Below are 24,194 nucleotides of genomic sequence, written 5' to 3'. Positions count from 1 at the left end.
GGGCAACGGCTTCTGTCCGCCAGGTCAGGCGAAGAAGGGAAATTGCTGACGGGAAACGCGATGGACCGATGACGGCGCCGACGGCGCCCTCATCGGTTTATCAGCTCGTATGGATGGCAGTGTGTTTGCTGTGGTGCAGATTCGCGCTCACCCGCGTGTGCGAGCGTGAACGGGAGTGATCTGCAAAACCCGAGTGAAACCCGGTACGGCTCGTTTTAGCCTCCGCGCGATCTGCCTCCGTGTCCGACCGATCCGCCGCGCGGGCAAGACAGGCGTCGCAATCGGCCGAACTGAAGCCGTTCGTGTTGCTCAAACCCTTGCTGCTCATGTGGCCGGCGGACATTCCGCCCGCATCGCCGCTCAGACCGCCGTGTCCGGCACCCCCGCTGCTTGCTCCGCCACTACCGCCTCCACCGCCATGCCCACCGCCATGCCCACCGCCATTGCCGTCTGCGCCCGCATAGGCAGTCATGGACGCCAGGGTCACGAGGCCGGCGGCAATCCATTGCACAGTTTTCATCTCTGTGTCCCCAAAAAGTCTGCTCAAGTGCTCCGATTGTACGAACGGCACGCACTTGCGACGCCTGACGGTTGTAATCAACTGTAAGTGAAGCTGCTGGGATAAGGGGCCTCCTTGATTCCAGCGCAAGTTGGGGCGCCGCTCGTCCTCATTGTTGTCGAATCCATAACTGTGAATTCGCCCTGCGCCGTTGATGTCCGCCGCACAGTGCCTAGAATCAGGGCAGTGGACCACAGTTCACGGTGATCAACGGACTCGCTCAAGCGCATCGTTCAGCGGTATGGAGTATCAGATGGACATCCTCGACCTCGCGAAACAATCTGGAATGACGGTGGTTCTTGACGCAAAGATTGGACGTCAGGAGTACCGCACAGTGCACGGCTCAGTTGCGGCGCTGGAGCGCTTTGCCGGGCTGGTCGCTGCGTCATTGCAACGTGAGGTGGCGGAGCAGGATTGATGTGCGGTGGCAGTCAACGCGCTAAGGAAATAGCAATGAAGTACGATTCTACGAACTCCCGAAATATTGGCGGCGCGGGTAGCCCGAGCCGTCAGTCTGACGAAACTTCATCCTCGAAAACGCATTCTGAAACGATCGACAAAACGCGCGAGCAGACGCGAAACTGGGCTTGGGCGAACGGCACCAATATCTACGACTGGATGGACTCGCACAGCCTGCCACCCACGTCAGACAATTCTTGATGAGCGCGGCACTCATGTTGCAACGGCCCGGCTCGATCAGGCGGTCGAGCTAACTCGACGATCAGCCCCGGGTCCTCGGGGCCGCAGGCCATTCTCCGATCAAAACGCCGCCCTTCGAGCACTCCCTCCTCAAATGGATAGGTGTCCGTTTCGGTGGGTCAACTCTGATGACCCGCCGCCCAGCTGCGAGGGGTTGATGCAGCAAAAGCCGACACGAACATTTTCGCATCGTACAATTCATTGGGCTAAACCACGGTGTTGCCTGAGACGGTAGCATTTCATTGGCCCTCTGCGTTGCCGGGGTTGCAATATCGGGCCAGCGCGCGCTCGACGTGGCCTGTTCTGCACGCGGTTTAATGCGTTCCCGTCCGCCTTATCGTCGCAAGGAGCTGCCGGAAATGAGTTCCCTACCCAGCGTATCAGCAGAGGCGGAATCACCGGACGCAGGCTTCTCCCCCAGTCGCGACCGCGCAGACTTGATAACCCCTGAAATGTCGGTTGCTGACGCTTTTTCGCTTCTCGCCGCCGCGCCCGCCGAGGAGGCGGGGCGACGGGTTCGTAAGCTTGATTCGAAAGCGGACCCGGAGGTGCTCCACAAGCTTCGCGTTGCGCTACGCCGGTTGCGTTCGCTCTGGTGGGCGTACGAGCCGTTACTCGACAGGAAAGACGCGAAGTTTCAGCGCGGCGAATTCAAATCTCTGGCCACCGCCGCCGGCAAAACACGAGACTGGGACGTCTTGCGCGACCTCCTTTTGGCTGGTGAGTCGATGCCGTATTCGTTTACCTCTCTACTCGGGTCTGTAGACGAGCATCGCGCCGACGCGCTGGCCTTCAGCCGGACTGCAATCGGAAATGCCGGCGTCGAGCGAATACTGGAGTGCGCACTGGTGGGGGCGCGCGATCAACTCGATTCGCGAGCCTCCAGTCCTACGCTTGCGGAGTTTGCTGAAGACCGTGTCGGGTCAGCAGAGAAGGCACTCAAGAAGCGGTTGAAGCGGGCGGTGTCGCATGAAGACCCTGGCTACGCCGTGCTTCACGAGGTCCGAATCTCAGGAAAGAGGCTGCGGTATTTGCTTGAGTTCTTTTCGCCAGTCCTCGAAGGCAACCATCAGGCCACGATTGAGCGGTTGACGTCGGTGCAGGACGAACTCGGGAAGCTCAACGACATCGTCACGAGCGAAACGCTACTCCGGGAGTACTCTCCCCAGCTTGGTGATCACACCGTAGTCAAAGAAGCCGTCAGGTATCTGGAAGACCTGAAAAAACGTCGCATGCACGCCGTACAGGACATGCTGAACGCGGCATCGTAGCCGGTCAGCGGCCGAACCCCGGCAATCCCTGGTAGCGGTTAGCCAGTCCTGGACTTTCGCCTTTTTGCTTCGACGCGGCACGAAATGTCCCGCAACAGCCACTTTGCGACGACTTCCGGCATATTCATGCCGAACTCGGCAAACTTGATTTCCGTTTCGTAATAGACAATGACCGTACCGGCCATGACGCGATACCGGCCGCGATAGTGCAAACCATTCAGTTCGATTTCAATTTCGCGGGTTGTTTCATAGCTTGCGGTCATCCAGTACAGTCCTGCGGTTACTCTGGGTCAACGAACTTACCGGGCCATACTGGCGGCATCGACGACACGCATGACACGGCACGCACGCAATCGCAAGGATGCCAATGAGCTTTCAGGATGCCTGCCGAAGTCCGACGCCCGGAAGCGACTTACCGAAACTTGTTGCTGATACAACCTCAGTGTCTGTTATGACGGAGGCTTCGCAGATTCTCGCGGACGCGTTTGGCGACGAGAACCGCCATGTAGTCCATGATTCGGGCTCCATCGCTGTATTCGTCCCACGTTTCTGCATACATCTTTGACACGATTTCAGCGGGGGTGTCGGTGTCGGCGGCGATTGCCTTGACGACATCTTCGACGTTGGGCTGGGCCATGGTGCTCTCCTGGTGTTGAGCGAGATGGGGACCGCGACAGCGCGGAATCGATTAGACGATGTTGTCGACTTGCATGCCAATTGAATCGGCCTATCGCGCAGACATGTTGGTCGCCTTCTTTTTTGTCTGTAGAGAGATGCGCTGTGTTTTTCAGGTCAGGGTGTGCTTACTCCACGGCCCTGCGATTCGTGTTGTCGGCATTGCAAATGCACACGCCGGACGCGCACGGCACAAATTGAATCGTTTCAGCGGCTTGTCCCGCTTTCCCGCAAATTGTCCACAGGCTTGCCAACATTAACTGTTGATAACTACCGCACTATCCGGCGCCCCCATCACAGCCGCAGATGCGGCAGCATCGACAGCCCATGGCCGCCATGCAGCCATACATGCCCGGCGACGAACCACGCGGCGACCCACGAAGCGCCGACGATCAACAGATCGCAGTGGCCGCTATTCCACCAGTTCAGCGAGTGACGTCCGGCGATCCAGGGGACGCCAAGAGGATTGGGCCAGTCCGCAAGCAGATGCATCAGGCCGCCGCATGCAAACCCGAACAGCGGCGCCGCAAACGAACGATGCCCCAGCAGGTGATACGACCACGCGAGCAACGCGAGCCAGCCGATGCCCCAATGCGTGAGCGTTCGATGGGTGATCCACAGGCGCCGCGTACGCGACCACCACGCGACTTCGAGCCAGTCGGGCGCGGTGCCGCCAGCGACACCGCCGGCGAACGCCAGCATCGTCCACAGATGCCAGGGGCCAGTCGCGTGAGCATGGGCGACCAGTGCCGCGGCAATGAGACCGGCTGCCCAGCCGGTGGCATGATGTGCCTTGCTTGATGCCATCGTTATCGCACCGCGTGAAGAAGGGCGGCTATGTTCGCAGATGTGCGCGTCGAACGAAAGCCCTTGCAGGCCGCTCTTCAGGCGCGCGCTTTGACTGCGATGCGAAAACGCGTGCCGCCTACACCGCGCAGCGCGCGACGTCGAAGCGCATTTCCGGTTCCGGCGGATCTTCCGGCGAACCCTCCGGGTGCAATACCTTGATGACCGAGCCCCGGCCCGACGGCGTCAGCGTAACGAAATACGAACCGTTCGAACTCGAGCCGACCGTCAGTTCGGTTGCGCCGTTGATCCGCGCGGTCTGCACGCGCGGCAGACGGCCGGAAAGGCAGCTGGCGATATCGGCAGCGGAGCGTGGTGAAGACACATAGATAATCGGTTCCGCGGAACGGCTCGTGGAGACACTGCCGGGAGAACCGCAAGCGGCGAGGAGGACAGCGGGAGCAAGCAGAAGAAGTCTTTTCATGATCCGGTCGTCGGCGTCCCCGGTGGTGCGCGGGAACTTGGGGCGCGGGCGGAGCGCGGCGTTGCCAGTCGACGCCAGATACTCCGCGGCGAAGCCGCCGTTCTGCTGGCGGGTGTCGCAAGGGCTGCGACGTTGGCAACGAGGAAGGCGGCTGTCGCGCAGTATACCTGCGGCTATCCTGAAAATCGATCGATCCCGATGTGTCGCGTGCACAAAGACGCGCGCATACGGGGAGCACGCGAGCGTTTCTGTTTGTGCCAGGCCGGACCCGCGGATCCGGCCTGCTTTGCAACAATGGCGATCAGAAGCGGTGGCGCAGGCCCACTGCAGCCGCCACCTGATTGCCCGTCGACGACGGCGACAGCGTGTTGATCGCTGCGACGTTAGCGCGACCGTTTCCGAGTTCACCCGATGCGTGCTGATAGACGCCTTCGACGTACACATCGGTACGCTTGCTGAGCGAGTAGTCTGCTTGCAGCGATACGGTGTGCCACTTCGGATCGCCCGAGCTGTTCGAGCCGGAGATCTTGCCGTCCGTGAACGTGTAGGCTGCTGCGAGTCCCAAAGCCGGCGTCAGCGCGTAGCGACCGTTGATTTCATAGTTGTCGAGGTGCAGGTTCGTACCCGACAGGCCGGCATCGAAGTTGGAGCCCGTGAAATTGCTGTTGACGGAGCCAATGCCGTCGAACTGCGTGTGCGTCCAGACGAAGCCGACCACGGCCGGACCGTAGGTGTAGTTCGCGCCCACACCATAGGTGCGCTGCAGGGCCGCGGCGACGTTCCCGTTGCCGTTTTCCACTGTCAGGGCGCCACCGCTGTTGCTGATGCCGCCGTCGGTGCCGAGCGTATTGTTCAGTTGCAGGTAGGCAGCCGCAGCGCTGATCGGGCCATTCTCATAGGATGCGCCGACGCTCCACGCGCGGTTGTTCGAGAACTGGCCGGCGGCGTTGCTGAAGCCATACAGGCCGCCGAACTTCAGACCCGCATAGTCAGCGCTCGTGTACTTGACCGCGTTCCTGATCGAGAACGAGTTGTCGAGGTTGTCGTTGTCAAGCGGGTGACCGGCCAGATTGTTGCCGTACCCTGCGCCTGCTGCCGACAGCGGCGAGAGGTAGTCGACGACGGAGTCGTACTGGCGGCCCAAGGTCAACGCGCCGAACCTGTCGCTCTGCAGACCGACGAAGGCCTGACGGTTGAACAACGTGTTGCTTTCCGAGAACTGGCCGTTGTTCAGGTTAAAGCCGCTTTCCAACGTGAAGATCGCATGCAGACCGCCGCCCAGGTCTTCGCTGCCGCGCAGACCGAAGTAGGTGTCCGACACCGAGCCGCTGCCCTGTTGCCAGCTGCTATGGCCGCCCTGGTTGTTCGCGTAGACAAGGCCGGCGTCCAGCGTGCCGTACAGGGTGACGCTGCTTTGAGCCTGGGCCGATGCCGCGAACCCGCCGAGGATGCCCGCGATAACAATGGTTCTTTTCATGCTTTTAACTCCGAGACAGTGCATAGGGAATCGTCTTCCAGTTCAAGCCATAAATGCATCCGGCCGACTGACGATTCGTTGCGAAGTGTATTCGCCCCACTCGAATATTTAATTGCATGCTGCACAATAAAGTCTTCCAGAATTCGGAATGCCGGAAATGAAAAGCATAAGTGTGGATTTATAAAGTGATTTTCAGACTTGCAGGGCACGCGTAGGTCGCGTGTCAAGTTTCGGGCTGTTGCTCAAGCGCGACGGGTGTTGCGGAGTATTACGCAATGCAGTCAGGTCGTTGTGAAACGGCAAATGGCATTGACGCGGTTTTCCGCAAAAGAATATTCCGGGTTGAGAACTAATTCCGGCAGGCGTAACCGACTAAGACAGCTATCGACCCTTGATCAGGGTTGTCTTTTTCATCTCTTTAACGCGCTTTTGAGTTGCGTTTTTTTTGAATGATGGTTGTAATAATATTTAATTAATTCCATGGGCGCAATTCATTATTTCATCGATTGAATCCGGATGTGCGGCATCGTCCTTTCGATATAGGGATGGGTTCCGGCGCGCTGGAGCGGGTAAAATCCGCCCCTTGTTACGCCGAACGGGTTCCGAACGTGAGTCAAAAAACAGCCATGACCGATACGCCGCTTCCATCACCAGACTTATCCGCTGAACCGCACGAGGGTGTCCCGGAAACACTGCGGGATGCGCGTTTGTGGCGCGAAGACGGCTGGACTGCGCGCGTCATCAAGAACGAAGACGACGATGGCTGGGCCGTAGAGATGACAAAAGACGGCGAAGCGGAACCCGCGCTTGTCGGCCCCTGGACGATGGGCCGCGACAAGAAGAATCCGAAGCCGCTCGACACTTCCGCCTTCAACACGCTGGTGAAGACCGCGTCGGAAGTGCTGCGCCGGCACGAACAGCAGCTACACGCAATGCTGCACAAGAGCGTGACGGTAGCCTCCGCAACGAGCGAAGACGAACTTGAGATCACGCTCGATATTGTGCCGGCCGAAGACGATCCCTATGCCATGCTGACCGCGCGTGACGCGTTCGGCGAGCAGCTCGCGCAGGTGCGCGTCGCGCCGGGCTTCAAGCTGACGAAGGCGAGTGCCGCCGCCTGGGTCGAAAATGAGTTTCGTCGTCCTGGCTGAAATGCGCCAGTTCTCCCGATTCTCGCAAAGCAGCTTGCGATCGGCTTGCCGGGGCCGCCAGGTACATCGCAGATGCTTCAGGAAAGCCCCACGTCATACGGGGCTCGACGCTTCGCGGTGAATGGGAAACCGGGGCGCTCCGCCGGGCTTTTTGCAGCCGCTCAAAGGCCGTGTTCTAGCTTCGCTTGCAGAATATCGCGGTCACGTGAGGAGCGACGTGGTGAACGATGGCAGTGCTTCCCGCACTTTGAAGGGCTTCCTGCACCTTTTCTTCGCTGCCGAACACCACGGCGCCGTAGGCGGATTTCGCGACCGGTTCCCCGTCGCCAGTACGGAACATGGGGTCGTCCTTCTCGTAGGCGACAACGGCAAACACCGAAAACCCGAATGCCGTGAGCTTCGCGCCCCGTGATGGCCAGAAGGCGTTGATCGAATTGCTTTCGACCCGCATCGGCGTCGGATTGATCAATTGCTGGTCGGCGAGGTCGGCGACAAATTGATGAGCGGATTCGTTGCAGGCGAGCGGCGCGTCGAGGTCGGACGCGCGCGACACAAGCGGCAACGCCGCAAGAAGCGAGGCGACAAGGATAAGGGACAGACGTTTCATGAAAACCCGGGTGGTACGTTTCGCAATTCGCCGGACAGGCGTCCCGGCGAAGGTTGCGCGACGGCCATGAGTGTCATGGTGGCGCAACAGGTACCGCACTTTATCTGGATTTGAAGAATCCTGCTTCCTGCCGCAATCGTGGACTGACAGCTTTACGCGATGAAAGCGTCATGGAACTGAAAGATTTCAGGCGCACATAAATATTTCCTGGCTATGAATCGACGAAATCGACGAAACGCTGCCGGGGCGCAACTTATCTGACATGCACAAGACCGCGATGCGATAATCGCGGCTTTACGTCCGCGGCTTTGCCGCCTGCCGTCCTTCTGCCAATGCCGCTCGCTTTAGGCACTTTCATTGTTCCGCTCATCGTCGCGTGCGCGATGTTCATGGAAAACGTCGACGCCACGGTCATCGTGACCTCGTTGCCGGTTCTGGCGCGCGATCTCGGTCACGACCCCATTACGCTCAAGCTCGCGGTCACTGCCTATGTGATCGGTCTCGGCGTGTTCATTCCGATCTGCGGCTGGGTGGCCGACCGCTTCGGTTCACGCACCGTATTTCGCACCGCGATCGGCATCTTTCTTGTCGGATCACTGATGAGCGCGGCGTCGACATCGCTTCCGATGTTCGTGTTTGCACGCTTCGTGCAGGGGATCGGCGGCGCGATGATGGTGCCGGTTGGGCGGATCATCATCTTCCGGTCGGTGCCGAAGTCGGAGTTCATCCGCGCGGTCAACTATCTGACTGTGCCCGCGCTGCTTGGGCCGGTAATCGGGCCGCCGCTCGGCGGCTTCATCACGACCTACCTGCACTGGCGTCTGATCTTCCTCATCAACATACCGATCGGCATTCTTGGCATCTGGCTCGCGAACCGGCACATCCAGAACGTGCGCGAAGCGGATCCGGGGCGGCTCGACTGGACCGGCTTCGTGCTGTCCGCAGGTGGAGCATCGCTGTTCATGCTGGGGTTGTCGCTGGTGGGCGGCCCGCTGGTGTCAACCTCGACATCGGTTGGAATGTGCCTGATCGGCACGCTGCTGCTGGGCACCTACTGGCTTTACGCGCGACGTGTCGAACTGCCGGTGCTCGATCTGCGCCTGCTGCGTATTCCGAGTTTTCATGCGAGCGTGTTGGGCGGATCGCTGTTTCGTATCGGGCTCGGCGCGGTGCCCTTTCTGCTGCCGCTCGCCTTGCAGGAAGGGCTCGGCATGACCGCGTTCGCGGCGGGCGCGATTACCTGTGCGTCCGCGTTCGGCGCCATTTTCATGAAGAGTTTTGCGTCCCGCGTGCTCGCGCACTACGGGTTTCGCAAGGTCCTGATGGTCAATGCGGCGTTCGCCGGGCTAGTGATTGCCGTATATGGATCGTTCATACCGGGCACGCCGCACTGGCTGATCTGGTGCGTGGTGCTCGTCGGCGGCATCTTCCCGTCGCTGCAGTTTACGAGTCTGAATTCGCTTGCGTACGCGGATATTCCAGGCCGTGACGTCGGACGCGCGACGAGCGTCGCAAGCGTGATCCAGCAGATTTCGCTTGGCCTTGGGGTGACGATCGCCGGGCTTGTCCTGCAACTATCGCACGACCTGCAAGGCCATCCGACGATCGTCTGGACGGACTTCTGGCCAGCGTTTCTGGTGGTGGGGCTGTTCTCGGTCTGCTCGATTCCGGTGACGGCGCGCCTCCCTCACGATGCGGGCGATGAACTGGCACGCGGCCACAGAGGGCAGACGAGCTGAAGCATGAATGCGTTCCGCCCCCGTGATATCGACGGGATCTTTGTGAGCAAGCGGGCAGCACAGTGACGCCCTACAACTTCAGGATCCGCTCGTAAAACCTGCACCAGGCGGCCGCGTGATCAACGTCTTGCGGCGACGGAGAATCGAAAGCCTCGTCCGCGGCACGCCGGCAGGCATCGACGAACCTGTCGATTGCCTCACGACTGCCAAACACCATCTCGCGCCGCGCTGCAACAATCACAATTCTGGCGGGTACGCGCGTTACACCCGGCAGGCCGTAGTCATCGTATCCAGCGATATCCCGTGCAACTTTCACCTGATAGTCACCGGCCACGTCGCTCTCCTGTGGGCTTATCCATTTCCCCAGTATAGGTAACGCACGCGCTAACTGGCCTGCTCAATCGGTGTCAACGTCAGGTCAAGTTTCTGTGCGCCACGCAGAACCGTCACGCTGACAGCGCGGTCGATCCGCGAAGCATCCAGCGTCCGTTGCAAACCATCGACACTATCGACGGCAATCGCATCGATAGCCACAACAATATCGTCGGTCCGCAACCCGCCGAGCGCCGCTGGACTCCCTTTGCCCACTTCGACCACACGCACGCCGCTGACAGCCGTCAGGCCGAAATACCGCTGCATGCGTCGCGAAACCGGCGCCGTGGTGCCGGCGACGCCGATATAGGCTCGCCGAACGCGCCCATAGGCGAAGATCTGCATGATGACCCACTTGGCGGTGTCGATCGCGGTCGCGAAGCAGATCGCCTGGGCGCCTGGAATAATTGCAGTATTCACACCGATCACCTGGCCTGTCGAGTTGATCAGCGGGCCTCCGGAGTTGCCTGGATTCAACGCGGCGTCGGTCTGGATGACGTCGTAGATCATGCGTCCCGAGTTCGAACGCAGCGAACGTCCGAGCGCCGACACCACGCCTGTCGTCACGGTCTGCGCCAGACCGAGCGGATTACCCACGGCAATCGCGATCTGCCCGACGTGCAGCTTGCCGGATTCGCCCAGTTCGACGTGCGGCAACGGCTCGGCCGAACCGATCCGCAGCACGGCGAGGTCGCTTCCGGGATCGTCGCCGACCAGATCGGCGTCGAAGGTCGCTCCGTCGGCAAGCGTGACGCGAATGTGCGTAGCGCCATGCACGACATGGCTATTGGTCAGCAGATAGCCGTCGGGCGTGAACAGAAAGCCCGAGCCGGTGCCGCCGCGCGTGCCGCGGCCGCTGGTGTCGCCCGGCATCCGCCGTTCGACAGAGATGAACGCGACGGCCTGCTGCACGCGCTCGAGCGCGCTTATCACCGTGCGCGAGTAGGCGTCGAGCAATGCGTCGTCTTCGTGAGGATTAGGTGCGGCCGCGTGCGGCGCACCCCGCGACAGATCGTCGATGAAACGGGGACGGCTTCCCATGATCGGGCTCCGGGTAAATGGAAAACCACATGCAGGGCCGCTCACCGGTTTTCAAGATGCGCCGGATGGCGGTCAGCGACCGCCGCCGATGCGGGCGCGGCCTGCATCGTTTGCCATGGCGTATGTGAGACACTTGCTGACATATGCCTTGCACAGGAAGGAGCGCGACGCAATGAACCCGACATCCGGCCAGGCCGAGCCGCTCATCGAATCGCTGAGCGCGATCACACTCGCCACACACGATATGGCGCGCGCCGTGCCGTTTTACGAGGCCTTGGGTTTTCCGCGCAAGTTTGGCGGCCCAGATGAGGCCTTTACATCGTTTGCCTTTGGCATGTCGTTTCTGAACCTGATTGCCGACACGCGCGGCCCGATCAACTGGTGGGGCCGGGTGATCGTGTACGTGTCCGACGTCGATGGCGTCTACCAGAAAGCGCTGGCTGCCGGCTTGCGGCCGGAGTTTCCGCCTTCGGACGCGCCATGGGGCGAACGCTACTTCCATATCGTCGATCCGGATGGCCACGAGCTGAGCTTCGCGCGGCCGTTGCGCGTTTAAAATCTCGCGATGATGTGCTGTTCCCCCTCCCTGACCGGCGGTTGTCACTGGCACCGCCAGGTAACATCGTTGACACTTCGCGCTTCGATAATCGTCCCTTCGATGCCGCCGTGCACGGCGCGAGCAGTGCCTTCCAGCCGCACAGGAGATCCGCGATGAAAGAAAATGACATGGCTCACGACGCGGCTTCGTTCGCCGAACGCCAGCGCCGCTTCGAAGAAGATCTCATCGATGCGTACGATGAGGAACTCGAGATGGAAGTAGACGACCGCATCCTTGACGGTGCGGACGGCCTTACCGTCGAGGCGCGCGAAGCGCGCAAGCACTACTTCCGCGAACTGTTCCGCCTGCAGGGTGAACTGGTCAAGCTGCAGGACTGGATCGTGCACACGGGCCACCGGCTGGTCGTGATCTTCGAAGGCCGCGACGCGGCCGGCAAGGGTGGCGCGATCAAGCGCATCACGCAGCGTCTGAATCCCCGTGTGTGCCGTGTTGCGGCGCTGCCTGCGCCGAACAACCGCGAGCGCACGCAGTGGTATTTCCAGCGCTACACGCAGCATTTGCCGGCGGGGGGCGAAATGGTGCTGTTCGACCGCAGCTGGTACAACCGCGCGGGCGTCGAGCGCGTGATGAATTTCTGTACCGACGCCGAATATGAAGAGTTCTTCCGCTCGGTGCCGGAGTTCGAAAAGATGCTGGTGCGCAGCGGCATCCAGATCGTCAAGTACTGGTTTTCGATCACGGACGAGGAGCAGGAAATCCGCTTCCAGAATCGTATTCTCGACCCGCTGAAGCAGTGGAAACTGAGCCCGATGGATCTGGAAAGCCGGCGTCGCTGGGAGGAGTACACACGCGCGAAGGAAGTGATGCTGCAGCGCTCGCATATTCCCGAAGCGCCGTGGTGGGTCGTGCAGGCCGTCGACAAGAAGCGCGCACGCCTGAACTGCATTCACCATCTGCTGAGCCAGGTGCCGTATCACGAGATCGAGCATCCGCTCGTCATGTTGCCGGATCGCGTGTACAACTCGGAGTACTTCCGTCAGCCCGTGTCGCAGTCGATGATCGTGCCGGAAGTGTACTGATTCATTCGAAAGATGCACCCGAAAGGGCAGGGCAAGTGAAAACGGCGCGCCCTTTATTTGGCGCGCCGTTTTTTCGATCTGACTCGTCTGACAGACTGGCAGCAGCCCTTTCTAGAAAAGCTGGCGGAACAGCCAGTAAAGTCCAGCCGACAGCGCGATCGACACCGGCAACGTCAGCACCCATGCCATGACGAGGCTGCGCACGGTGTTCCATTGCAGACCGGAGCCGTTGGCGGCCATCGTGCCCGCCACGCCCGAGGACAGCACGTGCGTCGTCGACACCGGCAATCCGTACATGTCGGCCGCGCCAATCGTCACCATCGCGACCAGTTCCGCCGATGCCCCCTGGCCGTAGGTCAGATGCTGCTTGCCGATCTTCTCCCCGACCGTCACGACGATCCGCTTCCAGCCGACCATCGTGCCGAGCCCGAGTGCAATCGCGACCGCCACTTTCACCCACGTCGGAATGAACTTGGTCGCGTGATCGGTCTGGTGCCGGAAGTTGTCGATGGCCTTGAAGTCGTCCGGGGCGAACGCGGGTTGCTTCGCTTTCGTCATCAGGCGGATCGCTTCGGATGCGACATACATGTTGTTGCGCACGTTGTCGACGATGTCTCTCGGGACGTTGGCCATCGAACCGGACGCACCGACCTGCTGGCCGATCTGGAGCGTCAGCTGTTTCAACGCCGGCACGGTCGCGGGCGTGAGTTCGCGGGTGCGCACGAAGGCTTCGACATCGGCACGCGGATCGGTCGACATCGGCGCGCCGTTTGTGTAGCGGTCGAGCACCGCAGCGGCCTGCTGCGCGACGGCGAGGAAGGTTTGCGTTTCGGCGGGCGTGACGGCCTTGTTCAGCGCGTAGGCGGTGGGCACCGTACCGATCAGGATCAGCATGATGAGGCCCATGCCTTTCTGGCCGTCGTTCGAGCCGTGGGCAAACGAAACACCCGTGCAGGTCAGGATCAGCAGGCAGCGGATCCAGAACGGCGGCGGCTCCTTGCCGACCGGTTCGGCATAGAGCGCCGGCACGCGCACGACCGCCTTGAGGATCAGCAGCAGCAGGCCGGCCAGCAGAAAGCCGACAATTGGCGAGAACAGCAGCGACTTGCCGACGCCGAGCGCCTGGCTCCAGTCGACTCCGCTCGTGCCCGACGCGCCGTGCAGCAACTGGTTCATGAGGCCGACGCCGATGATCGAACCGATCAGCGTGTGCGAACTGGACGACGGGAGGCCGAAATACCAGGTACCGAGATTCCAGATGATCGCGGCGATCAGGAGCGCGAACACCATCGCGAAGCCTGCACTGCTGCCGACCTGCAGAATCAGTTCGACCGGCAGCAACTGCAGGATGCCGAAGGCGACCGCGCCGCTCGACGTCAGCACGCCGAGAAAATTCCATGCGCCGGACCAGACAACCGCCAGGTTAGGCGTCAGCGAATGGGTGTAGATCACGGTGGCGACGGCGTTGGCGGTGTCGTGGAAGCCGTTGACGAACTCGAAGCCCAAGGCGATCAGGAGCGCGATGCCGAGCAGGAAGTACGGGAAGTACGAACCCTGGCGGAATGGCTGCAGATCGTCGATCAGATGCGTGGCGACATAGAAGGCGCCGACAGCGATCACACCCAGAAAGACGATGAGGCTGATGCTGCGGCCTCGCCCGGTTGCTGCTTCCGTTCGCGGGTATGAGAGTTCTGGCATGGCCTGGGCCCTGGGGGAGCGGGTGGGGGGAACTTTCGATCCTGCAGGGTATGCGTGTCACATTGATGACGGGACTGTGTCGTTATGCCCCTCAAATAGTGCCAAATAGCGCGCGCGGCCGGTCCTTCAGCGTGCCGGCCAGCAGGCGCAACGCGCTGACGAGCTGGTCGCGGCTCGATGCGCATGCCAGATTGATCCGCACGCCATGTTCGATTTCCGAGCGGTCGACTGCGAAAGCCGACGATGGCATGACGATCACACCGCGTGCCTTGGCGTTGGCGGCGAAATCGTCGGCGCGCCAGGGTGGCGGCAATTTGAGCCAGACGAACATGCAGGCCGCGTCGGACTCGAGGTATTCCTGTGGCAGCAGTTCGCGAGCCAGATCCCGGCGCGCGCGGATTTCCGCGAGCTGCGCGTCCATGATGTGGCGCGCAGTGCCGTCCTCGATCCAGATCGTTGCGATCAGCATCGACATCGGCGCCGGCATCCAGGCGGTCGTCCGCACGGCTTCCGCGCACAACGCCGAGCTTTCCGGCGGGCTCAGCAGATAACCGAGCCGAAGACCCGGGGCCAGGATCTTCGAAGTCGCGGCGATGTGGAACGTCAGTTCGGGGCACAGGCTCGCGAGAGTGGGCAGCCGCTGGGAGACGAGCGGGCCGTACACGTCGTCTTCGATGATCACCACGTTGTGGCGGCGCGCGACGTCGACGAGCGCCATCCGGCGTCCGAGGCTCATCGTCGTGACGGTCGGATTCTGCAGGTTCGGCACCGTGAAGATCGCCTTCACCTGGGTGCGGCGGCAGATGCGGTCCACTTCGTCGGGCAGAAGGCCGTCGCTGTCGCTCGGCACGCCGACGATCTCGAACTGGAAGACCGGCGCGAGCGCCTTCAGGCCGTAATAGGTCAGCTGGTCGGCGAGGATGATGCCGTCCGTGCCGATCAGGCTGTTCAGCACTGCGTAGAGGCCATGCTGCGCGCCGCTTGTCACCACCACATGATCCGGCGATGGCGCGAAGCCAGGCGCGGTCATCCATTTCGCACCCGCGGCGCGCGCCCACAGCGGCCCTTGCGGGGGCTGATATTCCTGCAATGATGGATAGCGGGGGTCGCGCGGCAAGTCGGCCAGCGTGCGCGCGAGGCAGGTCAGGAATTCGCCGGTGGCGGGCCGGTTGACGGTCAAATCGATCGCTCCGCCGTTCGAGACGCGCGCAGGTTCGACGCTCGGCATCGCGCCGCCCGTCACGAGCGAGCCGCGCCGCTTGCTGCCGATCACGAGCCCGCGAAGCTGCAACTCCTTGTAGGCGCGCGACACGGTCGACACATTGATGCCCAGCTCTGTCGCGAGCTGGCGCTGAGGCGGCAGCCGGCTGCCCGGCGGATAGACGCCGCTGCGGATTTCGTCTTCGATCGAGCTCGACACCTCGACATAGGTCGCACGCTTTGTCTGAGCTGGCGCGCCGTTTGTCCTGTCTCCGCCGTTCGCGGCGCGCGATTCCTCTTTGCCGGAAGCCATTCTCTTGCGTGTCTCCATACAAAACCGGGTTTGTCCGCATGTTTGCGACAAGTCCAAGGATTCTATACCAGATAAAGCTCAGAGCAATCTTCTTACACACGCGCAAGGACCGCGCCAATGCGAATCCAGGGAAACTCCCATGCCACACAATGAGTCTTTTAATTGCACACAAAAAAATCTTGTGTGATTCTAGATGTCATGGTTTGTCTGGTGTGTTCGCAGTTCGCTGGCCGTGAGGCCCCTCGCCAACCCCTTCTTGTCGAGACTTCGCATGACAGTCCGGGCACCGGCCCGCGCTCCCGTCGCGCAGGCTTTTAGCGCGCTCAGCGCTGCAACATTCGCTAACGAGCCTGTGCCCAGCGCCTGCGATGAGCTTTGGGTTTGCGTGAACGCGGGTCTTCGCAACATCAGGGCGGCGGCGCGCCTTTCGTATTGGCTGTCAGGCAGCGGCGAAGCCGCGACGCGGGGAGGCAGGTAATGGCGGAAGTTGCCATCGTAGGCGCCGGGTTTATCGGGCTCGCGAGCGCTGCCTGGCTCATGCGTGACGGACACCGCGTGACGATGTTCGATCCATCGGGCGTCGCACAGGGCGCGTCATTCGGCAACGCCGGGACGTTCGCGCCTTATGCGTGCATCCCGGTGAACAACCCGTCCGTATTTCGTGATCTGCCGCGCTTTCTGCTGTCGGCCTCGAGTCCGTTCCGGCTGCGCTGGAGCTATCTGCCGCAGATTGCGCCGTGGCTCGTGCGTTTTCTGATGAGTTCGATGCCGCGCCGCTACGAGGCGAGCGCCGGCGCGCTTGCCGCCTTGCTCGCGCATGCGCAGGAGGGTTACGCACCGCTCCTCGCCGGAGCGTCACTCGCGGAGTTCGTGCGGCCGCGCGAGTGCCTGTACCTGTACTCCAGTGCGGCATCGTTTGACGCATCACGGCCGACCCTCGACCTGCGCCAACAACTGGGTGTCGCATTCGACGTGCTGGCCGCCGCGGACATCCGGCAACTCGAACCATCGCTTGCGCCGATCTTCGAGCGCGGCGTGCTTTTCAAGGACAGCTGGCATTTCTCGGATCCGCCGGGTTTTTTGCAGACGCTATTCGAACAGCTGAGGGGGTGCGGACTCACGTTCGAGCGTTCGGCGGTGAATGCCGTGCAACCTGCCGCAGACGGTGCGACGCTGAGCGTCGAAGGCGACGCGCCACGTCGCTTCGATTACGCGGTGATCGCCACGGGCGCGCGTTCCGCGAAATTTGCGCGGCAATGCGGCGACGTCGTGCCGCTCGATACCGAACGCGGCTATCACGTGCGCTATCCGGGCACGGCTCAGCTGATCTCGCGACCTGTCGGCTGGGCGGAACGAGGCTTCTATATGACGCCGATGAGCGACGGCATCCGCGTCGCGGGGACGGTCGAGCTGGGTGGTTTCAGCGATACCCGCAACCGCTCGCTGCTCGATCTGCTGACGTTTTCGTCGAAGCGCGCCTTGCCCGCGCTGGCGCAGCCCGACAGCAGCTGGCTCGGCTTTCGCCCGACGCTGCCTGACGGTGTGCCGGTGCTCGGGCGCGCCCGGGCGAGCGAGCGTGTGATCTACGCCTTCGGTCACCAGCATCTGGGTTTGACGCTCGCGGGTATCAGCGGGCGCATCGTCGCCGACCTGGTGGCGCGGCGCAATCCACCGCTCGACCTCGCCCCGTATGCGGCGACGCGTTTCCACCGTGCGAGGCAGGCGCATTAGCAGACGACTGACGATTTTCGATTTTTGCAGTACGCACCGCAGGACGACTTCGACGTGTCGCGCGTCGGGTCAGTCGACATACACAAACGCGCGACGCCAAATACCGCAAGGAGCGCATCATGAATCGCCGCTATTGGCTTTTGAGTCTCGCAGTCTGCGCACTGGGCGCGCAGATACCTTCGTCCTGGGCCGCCGATCCCGAGGTCGTCAAGATTGGTTTCGCCGGGCCATTGACGGGTCCTGTCGCGCGGGTCGGCAAGGATCTGCAATTCGGCGCGCAACTGGCGCTCGATGAGGAGAACGCGAAGCATCCGACAATCGGCGGCAAGCCGGTCAAGTTCGTGCTCGACGTGCAGGACGATCAGGCGGACCCGCGTGTGGCAATCCAGGTCGCCCAGAAGCTGGTTGACGATGGGGTGGTGGGCGTGATCGGCCACTACAACTCGGGATGCAGTATTCCGGCATCGGCGGTCTACCACCAGGCGAGTGTCGCGATGATCACGCCGGGCTCGACCAACCCCGCGCTCACGAAGCAGGGCTTCAAGAACGTGTTCCGGACCATGGGCCATGACGGCGTCGGCGGCGTGGTCGCGGGCCACTTTGTGGTCGAACAGATGAAGGCGAAGCGCATCGGCATCATCGACGACCGGACGGCGTTCGGGCAGGGTCTCGCCGACGCGTTCGAGAAGGGCGTGAAGGAAGCGAACGGCAACGTCGTCGATCGCGAATTCACGAACGACAAGGCGGTCGACTTCCGCGCGATTCTGACGACGCTCAAGAGCAAGAACGTCGACGTGATCTTCTTCGGCGGTCTGGACGAGCAGGGGGCCATGCTCGTCAAACAGATGCGCTCGCTCGGGATCAACGCGCAACTGTTCGGCGCGGGCGCGCTCAAGAGCGCCGCGTTCCTGCAGATCGCGGGCGCGTCGGGAGAGAAGACCCAGGATCTGGAGCCGGGTCCGGCGCTGGACAAGCTGCCCGCGGCGCAGGAGTTCGGCAAGCGTTACAAGGCGCGCTTCAATCAGGACGTCGAGCTGTACGCCCCGTTCGCCTACGACGCGGCACTCGCGATGACCAGGGCCATCGAGGACGCGAATTCGCTTGACCGTCAGAAAATCGTCGACAGTCTCGCGAAGGTTTCGGTGACGGGTGTGACCGGCAAGATCTCGTTCGACCCGTACGGCGACCTGATCAAGCCGCCTTATACGCTGTTCGAAGTCGAGCAGGGGCAATGGAAGAGTCTGCGGACGATCGGCGGAACCTGATCGGCAACTGAGGCCGGAGCCTGACGGCGGCATCTGGGCAGTATCTGGGCGGACGCGTACCCTCGCGTAAAATGGCGACCGGTTCGCCGCATCCGCCCAGAGACGCCCTTGAAACGAAAAATGCCCGCGCTGAACGCGCTCAAAGCCTTCGAAGTGGCCGGTCGCACGGGCAGTTTCACCCGCGCGGCCGAACTGCTGAACGTCACGCAGAGCGCGGTCAGCCGGCAGGTGCGCCAGCTGGAGGAGCAACTCGGTGAGCCGTTGCTGCAGCGCCGCCACCATCACCTCGAACTGTCCGCGGCCGGGCGCGTGCTGCTGCAGGCGTTGCAGCATTCATTCGACCGGATCGAACTGACGGTGCGCAGCATTCAGGAGAAGACGCACCTCAACCGCCTGCGGATCAACGCGCCACCTACCTTCGCCAGCCGCTGGCTGATGCCTCGCCTTGGCCGTCTGCGCGACGAGCATCCCGAACTCGAACTGAGCCTGTCGACGCGCGTCGAGGACAGCCTCGCGGAGTCGAGTGTGCTCGATTGCACGATCCGCTTTGGCAATGGCGAATGGGAAGGGCTCGACAGCCGCCTCCTGATGAACGAACGGCACGTGGCCGTGTGCTCCCCGGCGCTGCTCGCGCGGCAGGCGGGCCAGCAGGCAATCGACGTCAACCAGTTCACGCTGCTGCATGTGCTCGCCAGCGACGATCAGCGCTTTCAGACGTGGCAGCACTGGCTGAAAGCGGCGGGAATCGAGGGCGTCGATACCGCCGGAGGCTACGAATTCGACTTGCTGGATCTCGCGATCCGCGCGGCCATCGACGGCCTCGGTATTACGATCGCCGATCGTCATATGATTGCGCGTGAACTCGCTACCGGGCAGCTCACGCAGGTGCTGAACGTGCACGTGGATGGGCATCAGTCTTACTGGCTCGTAACGCGGCCGGAGCAGGGCGACCTGCCGCATCTTGCGTCGTTTCGCGACTGGCTCCTGCAGGAAGTGTGGCTCGCGGAGCGCAGCTTCGAGCCCTCGGCGTCGTCACCGGCGCCGCTGATCCGCGGGCGTTGAACACGGGCGATGCCGCGTGCGGCGCAATCGCTCATCTCCGATATCTCCGATTCTGGATCAGGTTGCCGGGTTGTCAGGCGAGATCGTGCCGGGCAACGTCCAGCCGGGCCGACGATCCGGCAGCATTCCCGCTTGTCAATCTACCGACTAACATGCGTTTTTCGAATGTTTGTCGCCCAAATTAGTCGCTTGTCGTCTCCTGGTCGCGCACGGAAGATTCGCTCCATGCGCCGGTGGAATGGATCCCATAGCCGCTGGCCATGCACTTTTCGCACTCCGCCACCTGGTAAGAAACATGCGACTCGATCGGAATTTCGTCAGCGGCCAGTTCATCGAACCCGCAACCGATGAACTCATCCCCGTCTACAACCCCGCCACCGAAGCGTTGATCGCGCAGGTTTCCGGCGCCTCGAAGGCCGAAGCCGTCGCCGCAGTCGAAGCCGCGGCGACCGCGCAGAAGGGCTGGCGCAAACTGCCGTCCACCGAACGCGGCGCTTATCTGCAGAAGCTGGCCGACGCGCTGACGGAATGCGCGCCCGCCATCGGCGCGGCGCTGGCGCAGGAATCGGGCAAGAGCGTCGCCGATGCGACCAGCGAGGCGGTCTACGCTGGCCAGATCACCCGCTACCACGCTGAATGGGCGCGCCGGATCGAAGGCGAAGTCATCCCCAGCGACACCCCTGACGAAAACCTTGTGCTGCATCGTGAGCCGATCGGCGTCGTCGCGTGCCTGATTCCATTCAATTTCCCGGTGTACACGCTGATGCGCAAGATTGCGCCTGCGTTGATCACCGGCAATACAGTGATCGTGCGCCCGAGCAACAACACGCCGACATCCGCGTTCGAAATTGCGAAGGCTGTGGCGCAGGCGGGATTGCCGGCTGGCGTCGTGAACATTCTCGCGATGAGCCATGCGACGGCCGAAGCAGTCTGCACGCATCCGGCAGTCGGCATGATCACGCTCACGGGCAGCGTCGGTGCGGGCCGCAAGGTGCTCGAATACTGCAAGGCGAATATTGCAAAGCCGTCGCTCGAACTGGGCGGCAAGACGCCCGCGATCATCGAGCCGGATGCCGATCTGGAGAAGGCCGCGCGCGATCTCGTGGCCTCGAAGACCACGCATTGCGGCCAGCTGTGCACGGCCATCGAACGCGTCTATGTGCACGAGAGCGTGCATGAGCGCTTCGTCGCGCTGCTCAAGGAACACATGAGCGCCGTGAAATCCGGCGACCGCAGCGAAAACGCAGGCTGGATGGGGCCGCTCGTCAACGAGTCGTCGCGTCATTCGATTCACGCGATGGTGGAGCGTGCAGTCGCGGCGGGCGCGAGGATCGAAACGGGCGGCAAGCTGCCCGAAGGCAAGGGCTTCTTCTATCCGGCGACGCTGCTGTCGAACTGCCGCCAGGACATGGAGATCATCCAGGAAGAAACCTTCGGCCCGATCATGCCCGTCGTCAAATACCGCACGCTCGACGAAGCGCTGGAGATGGCCAATGATCACCAGTTCGGCCTGTCGTCGGTGCTGTACAGCGAAAACTATCGCAACACGATGAAGGTGGCGAACAACATCGAAGCGGGCGAACTGTATGTGAACCGCACGCCGGCCGATCCGTATCAGGGCTTCCATGCAGGCTGGAAACGCTCCGGCCTCGGCGGCGACGACGGCAAGCACGGCATGCTCGAATTCACGCAGACCCGTCTCGTCGTCATGAAGTACTGATCCCATCCGGGGCGCTTTCCGTGTGAACGGAAGGCGCTTGTCCGAACTGGCAGGTGCGCGTTCGCCGTGCATTGCAGACATAACAAAAGATATCGGAGACGTGCCAGAGCCCGCGCATCGAGGCGCCGGGCGCAGGGTGTCTCTCAGGAGCGTTCCAGTGTCTACCCAACCCGTTCAATCCCTCACGCCGGGCATTTCCAGCGAAGCCGCTGCGTTGCGCGACACGCGCGCGCAGCGTTATACCCAGCTGCTTCTGCTCGTCATCGCAGCTGGTGCGATCTATCCGATTCTGTATCTGCGGCAGGTCTATCAGCCGACGATGCTGGAAGTCTTCCGCATCAACGAAAGCCAGCTCGGCTATCTGTATTCCTCGCTCGGCACGATCTTCCTCCTGAGCTATCTGCCGAGCGGCTGGCTCGCGGACCGGATCGCGCCGCGTCTTCTGATCTGCTTCTCGCTGATCGCAACGGGCGCCCTCGGGCTCTGGTATTCGACAGCGCCGTCGTTCCACGCGCTGATGGTGATCTTCGGCTGCTGGGGTCTCACGACCGGCCTCACGTTCTGGGCCGCCGTCATCAAGCGCGTGATGCTGATTGCCGGCAGCGACGAGCAGGGCCGCTTCTTCGGCTTCCTCGACGGCGGCCGCGGCCTCGTCGAAGCGATGCTCGCCACTGTCGCGATCACGCTGTTTGCGTGGGTGACGCAGACGAAGGGCGAACCCGTCGCCACCGGTTTCAGGCTCGTCATCTACATGTACGCGTTCCTGTGCATTGCACTCGGTGTCGCGCTCGGCCTCGTGAGAGATCCTGCGGGGAGCGTTGCCGCGAAGCGCGGCGTCGCCAGCAGACGCAATAACGTACTGGTCGACCTGAAGACGCTCGCGAAGATTCCGGAGCTGTGGCTCGTGGCGGCCATCGTGTTCTGCGGCTATCAGGTGTTCTGGGCGACGTACAGTTTCTCGGCGTATCTGCATGAAGGGCAGATCGGACTGTCGGTGGTGATGGCCGGCACGATTACGACGCTCAAGCTGTGGATGCGCCCGATCGGCGGCATCGGCGGCGGCTATCTCGGCGATCGCTTCTCGAAGATCTCCGTGCTCATCATCGCGCTTTTTCTCGCTGCGTTGTCGCTGGTCGGTCTCGTTGCCGCGCCTGGCATCAGCAGCCATCTGATGCTCGCCTTCCTCGTCCTCTTCATCCGCGTGCTGACGTACGCAATTCGCGGGCTCTACTGGGCGTTGCTCGATCGCTGCAACATTCCCGTATCGACGATGGGCCTCGCGATCGGTCTGATATCGGTGCTCGGTTATTCGCCGGACGTATTCCTGCCGCTGATCAACGGCTATCTGACGCAGACGTACCCGGGCGTGCTCGGCTACCAGTTCTATTTCGGTTATGTGGCCGCTGTCGCCGCGCTCGGCGGTATCGCGGGCCTCGCGCTGCGGAACACGCTCAACAACAAGAAAGGTGTGTAAATGAAAGTCGTCTCGCTCGAAACACATATCGTGGCCGTGCCGCCGCCGCATCTGGGTGGCATGTACTGGATCTTCGTCAAGCTGAAGACGGATTGCGGGATCGAGGGCGTCGGCGAAATTTATTCGGCAACGTTCCATCCGAAAGCGATGATGCCTATCATCGACGACGTGTTCTTGCGCTATCTGCTCGACGAGGATCCGCATCATGTCGAACGGCTGTGGCGGCAGGCGTATTCGAGCGGCTTCACGCAGCGCCCGGACCTGACGATGATGGGCGTCGTCAGCGGCCTCGAGATGGCGTGCTGGGACATCATCGGCAAGGCGGCGAACAAGCCGGTGTATGAGTTGCTGGGCGGCCGCGTGCATGAGCGTCTGCGTTCGTACACGTACCTGTATCCGAAGAACCGTCGCGGCGAGTACGACTACGACGATCCCGATCTCGCAGCCGAATGCGCCGCCGCGAATGTGAAGCGCGGCTTTACGGCCGTGAAGTTCGATCCGGCCGGTCCGTACACCGCGTACTCGGGGCATCAACTCTCGCTCGAGGTGCTGGACCGTTGCGAAACGTTTTGCCGCAAGGTGCGCGAGGCGGTCGGTAACAAGGCTGACCTGCTGTTCGGCACGCACGGACAGATGGCGCCGTCATCGGCCATCCGTCTTGCGAAGCGTCTGGAGAGATACGATCCGCTGTGGTTCGAGGAGCCGGTTCCACCAGGGCAGGAAGGGGCGATGGCGCAGGTGGCGCAGCACACCAGCATTCCCATCGCAGCAGGCGAGCGCCTGACCACCAAGTACGAATTCTTCAAGCTGCTCGAAGCGGGCGCGGCGTCGATCCTGCAACTGAATGTGTCGCGTGTCGGCGGTCTGCTGGAAGCGAAGAAGGTCGCGACGCTGGCCGAGGTGTACTACGCCCAGATCGCCCCGCATCTCTACAACGGCCCCATCGGGGCGGCCGCGAGCATCCAGCTGGCGACGTGCACGCCTAACTTCCTGATTCAGGAAAGCATCGGCACATGGGGCGGTTTCCACGCGGAAATCCTCAAGACGCCGCTGCGCTGGGAAGACGGCTACATCATTCCGTCGACGGAACCGGGTCTCGGCGTCGAACTGAACATGGAAGTCGTGCAGCAGCATTCGCCCTACACGGGCGACAGGCTGCATCTGCAGATGGCGCCGGTCCCGGCCGACGTGAAAGACACGTCGCCGGCCAGGGGTTGATCCTTGCATTTCGA

At 62.1% G+C, this 24,194-nt stretch carries 24 protein-coding genes; 13 read left to right on the top strand and 11 right to left on the bottom strand.

Going from position 1 to position 24,194, the window contains the following annotated elements; translation table 11 throughout:
- Nucleotides 1–100: 100 nt before the first annotated feature.
- The gene (locus tag B0G77_RS43455; protein WP_166656273.1) at nucleotides 101–520 is read right to left on the bottom strand and encodes a hypothetical protein; all 420 of its coding nucleotides are present in this window, start codon (nucleotides 518–520) and stop codon (nucleotides 101–103) included.
- A gap of 292 nt (nucleotides 521–812) precedes the next feature.
- Between B0G77_RS43455 and B0G77_RS43450 the strand changes: the two genes are divergently transcribed.
- From B0G77_RS43450 to B0G77_RS26120, 3 genes are all read left to right on the top strand, one after another.
- Nucleotides 813–977, top strand: coding sequence for a hypothetical protein (locus B0G77_RS43450; RefSeq protein ID WP_166656272.1), 165 nt, complete (start codon nucleotides 813–815; stop codon nucleotides 975–977).
- A gap of 35 nt (nucleotides 978–1,012) precedes the next feature.
- Nucleotides 1,013–1,219 (top strand): hypothetical protein, encoded by a 207-nt coding sequence (locus B0G77_RS26125; protein ID WP_133664918.1) that lies wholly within the window; start codon nucleotides 1,013–1,015, stop codon nucleotides 1,217–1,219.
- Nucleotides 1,220–1,617: 398 nt separating this feature from the next.
- Nucleotides 1,618–2,529 (top strand): CHAD domain-containing protein, encoded by a 912-nt coding sequence (locus B0G77_RS26120; protein ID WP_166656271.1) that lies wholly within the window; start codon nucleotides 1,618–1,620, stop codon nucleotides 2,527–2,529.
- A gap of 38 nt (nucleotides 2,530–2,567) precedes the next feature.
- Here B0G77_RS26120 and B0G77_RS26115 read toward each other — a convergent pair whose 3' ends face one another.
- From B0G77_RS26115 to B0G77_RS26095, 5 genes are all read right to left on the bottom strand, one after another.
- On the bottom strand, nucleotides 2,568–2,792 hold the full coding sequence (locus tag B0G77_RS26115) for a hypothetical protein (RefSeq protein ID WP_133664916.1): 225 nt from the start codon (nucleotides 2,790–2,792) through the stop codon (nucleotides 2,568–2,570).
- A 176-nt stretch (nucleotides 2,793–2,968) separates the two neighbouring features.
- Nucleotides 2,969–3,166: a DUF3562 domain-containing protein gene (locus B0G77_RS26110; protein ID WP_133664915.1), complete on the bottom strand. Its 198-nt coding sequence runs from the start codon at nucleotides 3,164–3,166 to the stop codon at nucleotides 2,969–2,971.
- Nucleotides 3,167–3,498: 332 nt separating this feature from the next.
- Nucleotides 3,499–4,011: a metal-dependent hydrolase gene (locus tag B0G77_RS26105; RefSeq protein WP_133664914.1), complete on the bottom strand. Its 513-nt coding sequence runs from the start codon at nucleotides 4,009–4,011 to the stop codon at nucleotides 3,499–3,501.
- Between the two features lie 118 nt (nucleotides 4,012–4,129).
- Nucleotides 4,130–4,474, bottom strand: coding sequence for a sugar ABC transporter ATPase (locus B0G77_RS26100; protein ID WP_133664913.1), 345 nt, complete (start codon nucleotides 4,472–4,474; stop codon nucleotides 4,130–4,132).
- Nucleotides 4,475–4,775: 301 nt separating this feature from the next.
- On the bottom strand, nucleotides 4,776–5,951 hold the full coding sequence (locus tag B0G77_RS26095; RefSeq protein WP_133664912.1) for a porin: 1,176 nt from the start codon (nucleotides 5,949–5,951) through the stop codon (nucleotides 4,776–4,778).
- 626 nt (nucleotides 5,952–6,577) lie between these two features.
- Between B0G77_RS26095 and B0G77_RS26090 the strand changes: the two genes are divergently transcribed.
- A complete protein-coding gene (locus B0G77_RS26090; protein ID WP_133666871.1) occupies nucleotides 6,578–7,102 on the top strand; it encodes a hypothetical protein in 525 nt (174 codons plus the stop codon).
- Between the two features lie 175 nt (nucleotides 7,103–7,277).
- Here the strand turns inward: B0G77_RS26090 and B0G77_RS26085 are convergent, their stop codons facing one another.
- Complete coding sequence (locus B0G77_RS26085; RefSeq protein ID WP_133664911.1) at nucleotides 7,278–7,709, bottom strand: hypothetical protein; 432 nt, start codon at nucleotides 7,707–7,709, stop codon at nucleotides 7,278–7,280.
- Between the two features lie 332 nt (nucleotides 7,710–8,041).
- On the opposite strand from B0G77_RS26085, the gene B0G77_RS26080 reads away from it, so the two are divergent.
- Nucleotides 8,042–9,448, top strand: coding sequence for an MFS transporter (locus tag B0G77_RS26080; RefSeq protein WP_133664910.1), 1,407 nt, complete (start codon nucleotides 8,042–8,044; stop codon nucleotides 9,446–9,448).
- A gap of 70 nt (nucleotides 9,449–9,518) precedes the next feature.
- Here B0G77_RS26080 and B0G77_RS26075 read toward each other — a convergent pair whose 3' ends face one another.
- Nucleotides 9,519–9,782 (bottom strand): hypothetical protein, encoded by a 264-nt coding sequence (locus B0G77_RS26075; RefSeq protein WP_133664909.1) that lies wholly within the window; start codon nucleotides 9,780–9,782, stop codon nucleotides 9,519–9,521.
- A 50-nt stretch (nucleotides 9,783–9,832) separates the two neighbouring features.
- Nucleotides 9,833–10,861: a trypsin-like peptidase domain-containing protein gene (locus B0G77_RS26070; protein ID WP_133664908.1), complete on the bottom strand. Its 1,029-nt coding sequence runs from the start codon at nucleotides 10,859–10,861 to the stop codon at nucleotides 9,833–9,835.
- Between the two features lie 172 nt (nucleotides 10,862–11,033).
- Between B0G77_RS26070 and B0G77_RS26065 the strand changes: the two genes are divergently transcribed.
- On the top strand, nucleotides 11,034–11,417 hold the full coding sequence (locus B0G77_RS26065; protein WP_133664907.1) for a VOC family protein: 384 nt from the start codon (nucleotides 11,034–11,036) through the stop codon (nucleotides 11,415–11,417).
- A 155-nt stretch (nucleotides 11,418–11,572) separates the two neighbouring features.
- The gene (gene ppk2, locus B0G77_RS26060; RefSeq protein ID WP_133664906.1) at nucleotides 11,573–12,499 is read left to right on the top strand and encodes a polyphosphate kinase 2; all 927 of its coding nucleotides are present in this window, start codon (nucleotides 11,573–11,575) and stop codon (nucleotides 12,497–12,499) included.
- A gap of 111 nt (nucleotides 12,500–12,610) precedes the next feature.
- Here the strand turns inward: ppk2 and B0G77_RS26055 are convergent, their stop codons facing one another.
- Nucleotides 12,611–14,197: an inorganic phosphate transporter gene (locus tag B0G77_RS26055; RefSeq protein ID WP_133664905.1), complete on the bottom strand. Its 1,587-nt coding sequence runs from the start codon at nucleotides 14,195–14,197 to the stop codon at nucleotides 12,611–12,613.
- 91 nt (nucleotides 14,198–14,288) lie between these two features.
- Nucleotides 14,289–15,710, bottom strand: a complete 1,422-nt coding sequence (locus tag B0G77_RS26050; protein WP_133664904.1) for a PLP-dependent aminotransferase family protein — start codon at nucleotides 15,708–15,710, stop codon at nucleotides 14,289–14,291.
- Between the two features lie 477 nt (nucleotides 15,711–16,187).
- Here B0G77_RS26050 and B0G77_RS26045 point away from each other — a divergent pair, with 477 nt between their 5' ends.
- From B0G77_RS26045 to B0G77_RS26020, 6 genes are all read left to right on the top strand, one after another.
- On the top strand, nucleotides 16,188–17,441 hold the full coding sequence (locus B0G77_RS26045; RefSeq protein WP_133664903.1) for an FAD-dependent oxidoreductase: 1,254 nt from the start codon (nucleotides 16,188–16,190) through the stop codon (nucleotides 17,439–17,441).
- A gap of 119 nt (nucleotides 17,442–17,560) precedes the next feature.
- Nucleotides 17,561–18,706 carry a branched-chain amino acid ABC transporter substrate-binding protein gene (locus B0G77_RS26040; protein ID WP_133664902.1) on the top strand — a complete coding sequence of 382 codons (1,146 nt, stop codon included), beginning with the start codon at nucleotides 17,561–17,563 and terminating at the stop codon, nucleotides 18,704–18,706.
- A 120-nt stretch (nucleotides 18,707–18,826) separates the two neighbouring features.
- Entirely contained in the window at nucleotides 18,827–19,768 is a 942-nt protein-coding gene (locus B0G77_RS26035; RefSeq protein ID WP_133666870.1) for a LysR substrate-binding domain-containing protein, read from the top strand.
- Between the two features lie 295 nt (nucleotides 19,769–20,063).
- Nucleotides 20,064–21,488 carry an aldehyde dehydrogenase gene (gene aldA / locus B0G77_RS26030; protein ID WP_133664901.1) on the top strand — a complete coding sequence of 475 codons (1,425 nt, stop codon included), beginning with the start codon at nucleotides 20,064–20,066 and terminating at the stop codon, nucleotides 21,486–21,488.
- Between the two features lie 157 nt (nucleotides 21,489–21,645).
- Nucleotides 21,646–22,962, top strand: coding sequence for an MFS transporter (locus B0G77_RS26025; RefSeq protein ID WP_133664900.1), 1,317 nt, complete (start codon nucleotides 21,646–21,648; stop codon nucleotides 22,960–22,962).
- Entirely contained in the window at nucleotides 22,963–24,180 is a 1,218-nt protein-coding gene (locus B0G77_RS26020) for a mandelate racemase/muconate lactonizing enzyme family protein (RefSeq protein WP_133664899.1), read from the top strand.
- Nucleotides 24,181–24,194 lie beyond the last annotated feature (14 nt).

This window comes from Paraburkholderia sp. BL10I2N1 (assembly GCF_004361815.1).
In the GTDB taxonomy this organism is placed as follows: Bacteria; Pseudomonadota; Gammaproteobacteria; order Burkholderiales; family Burkholderiaceae; genus Paraburkholderia.
This window is presented reverse-complemented; position numbering and strand designations above follow the sequence as displayed.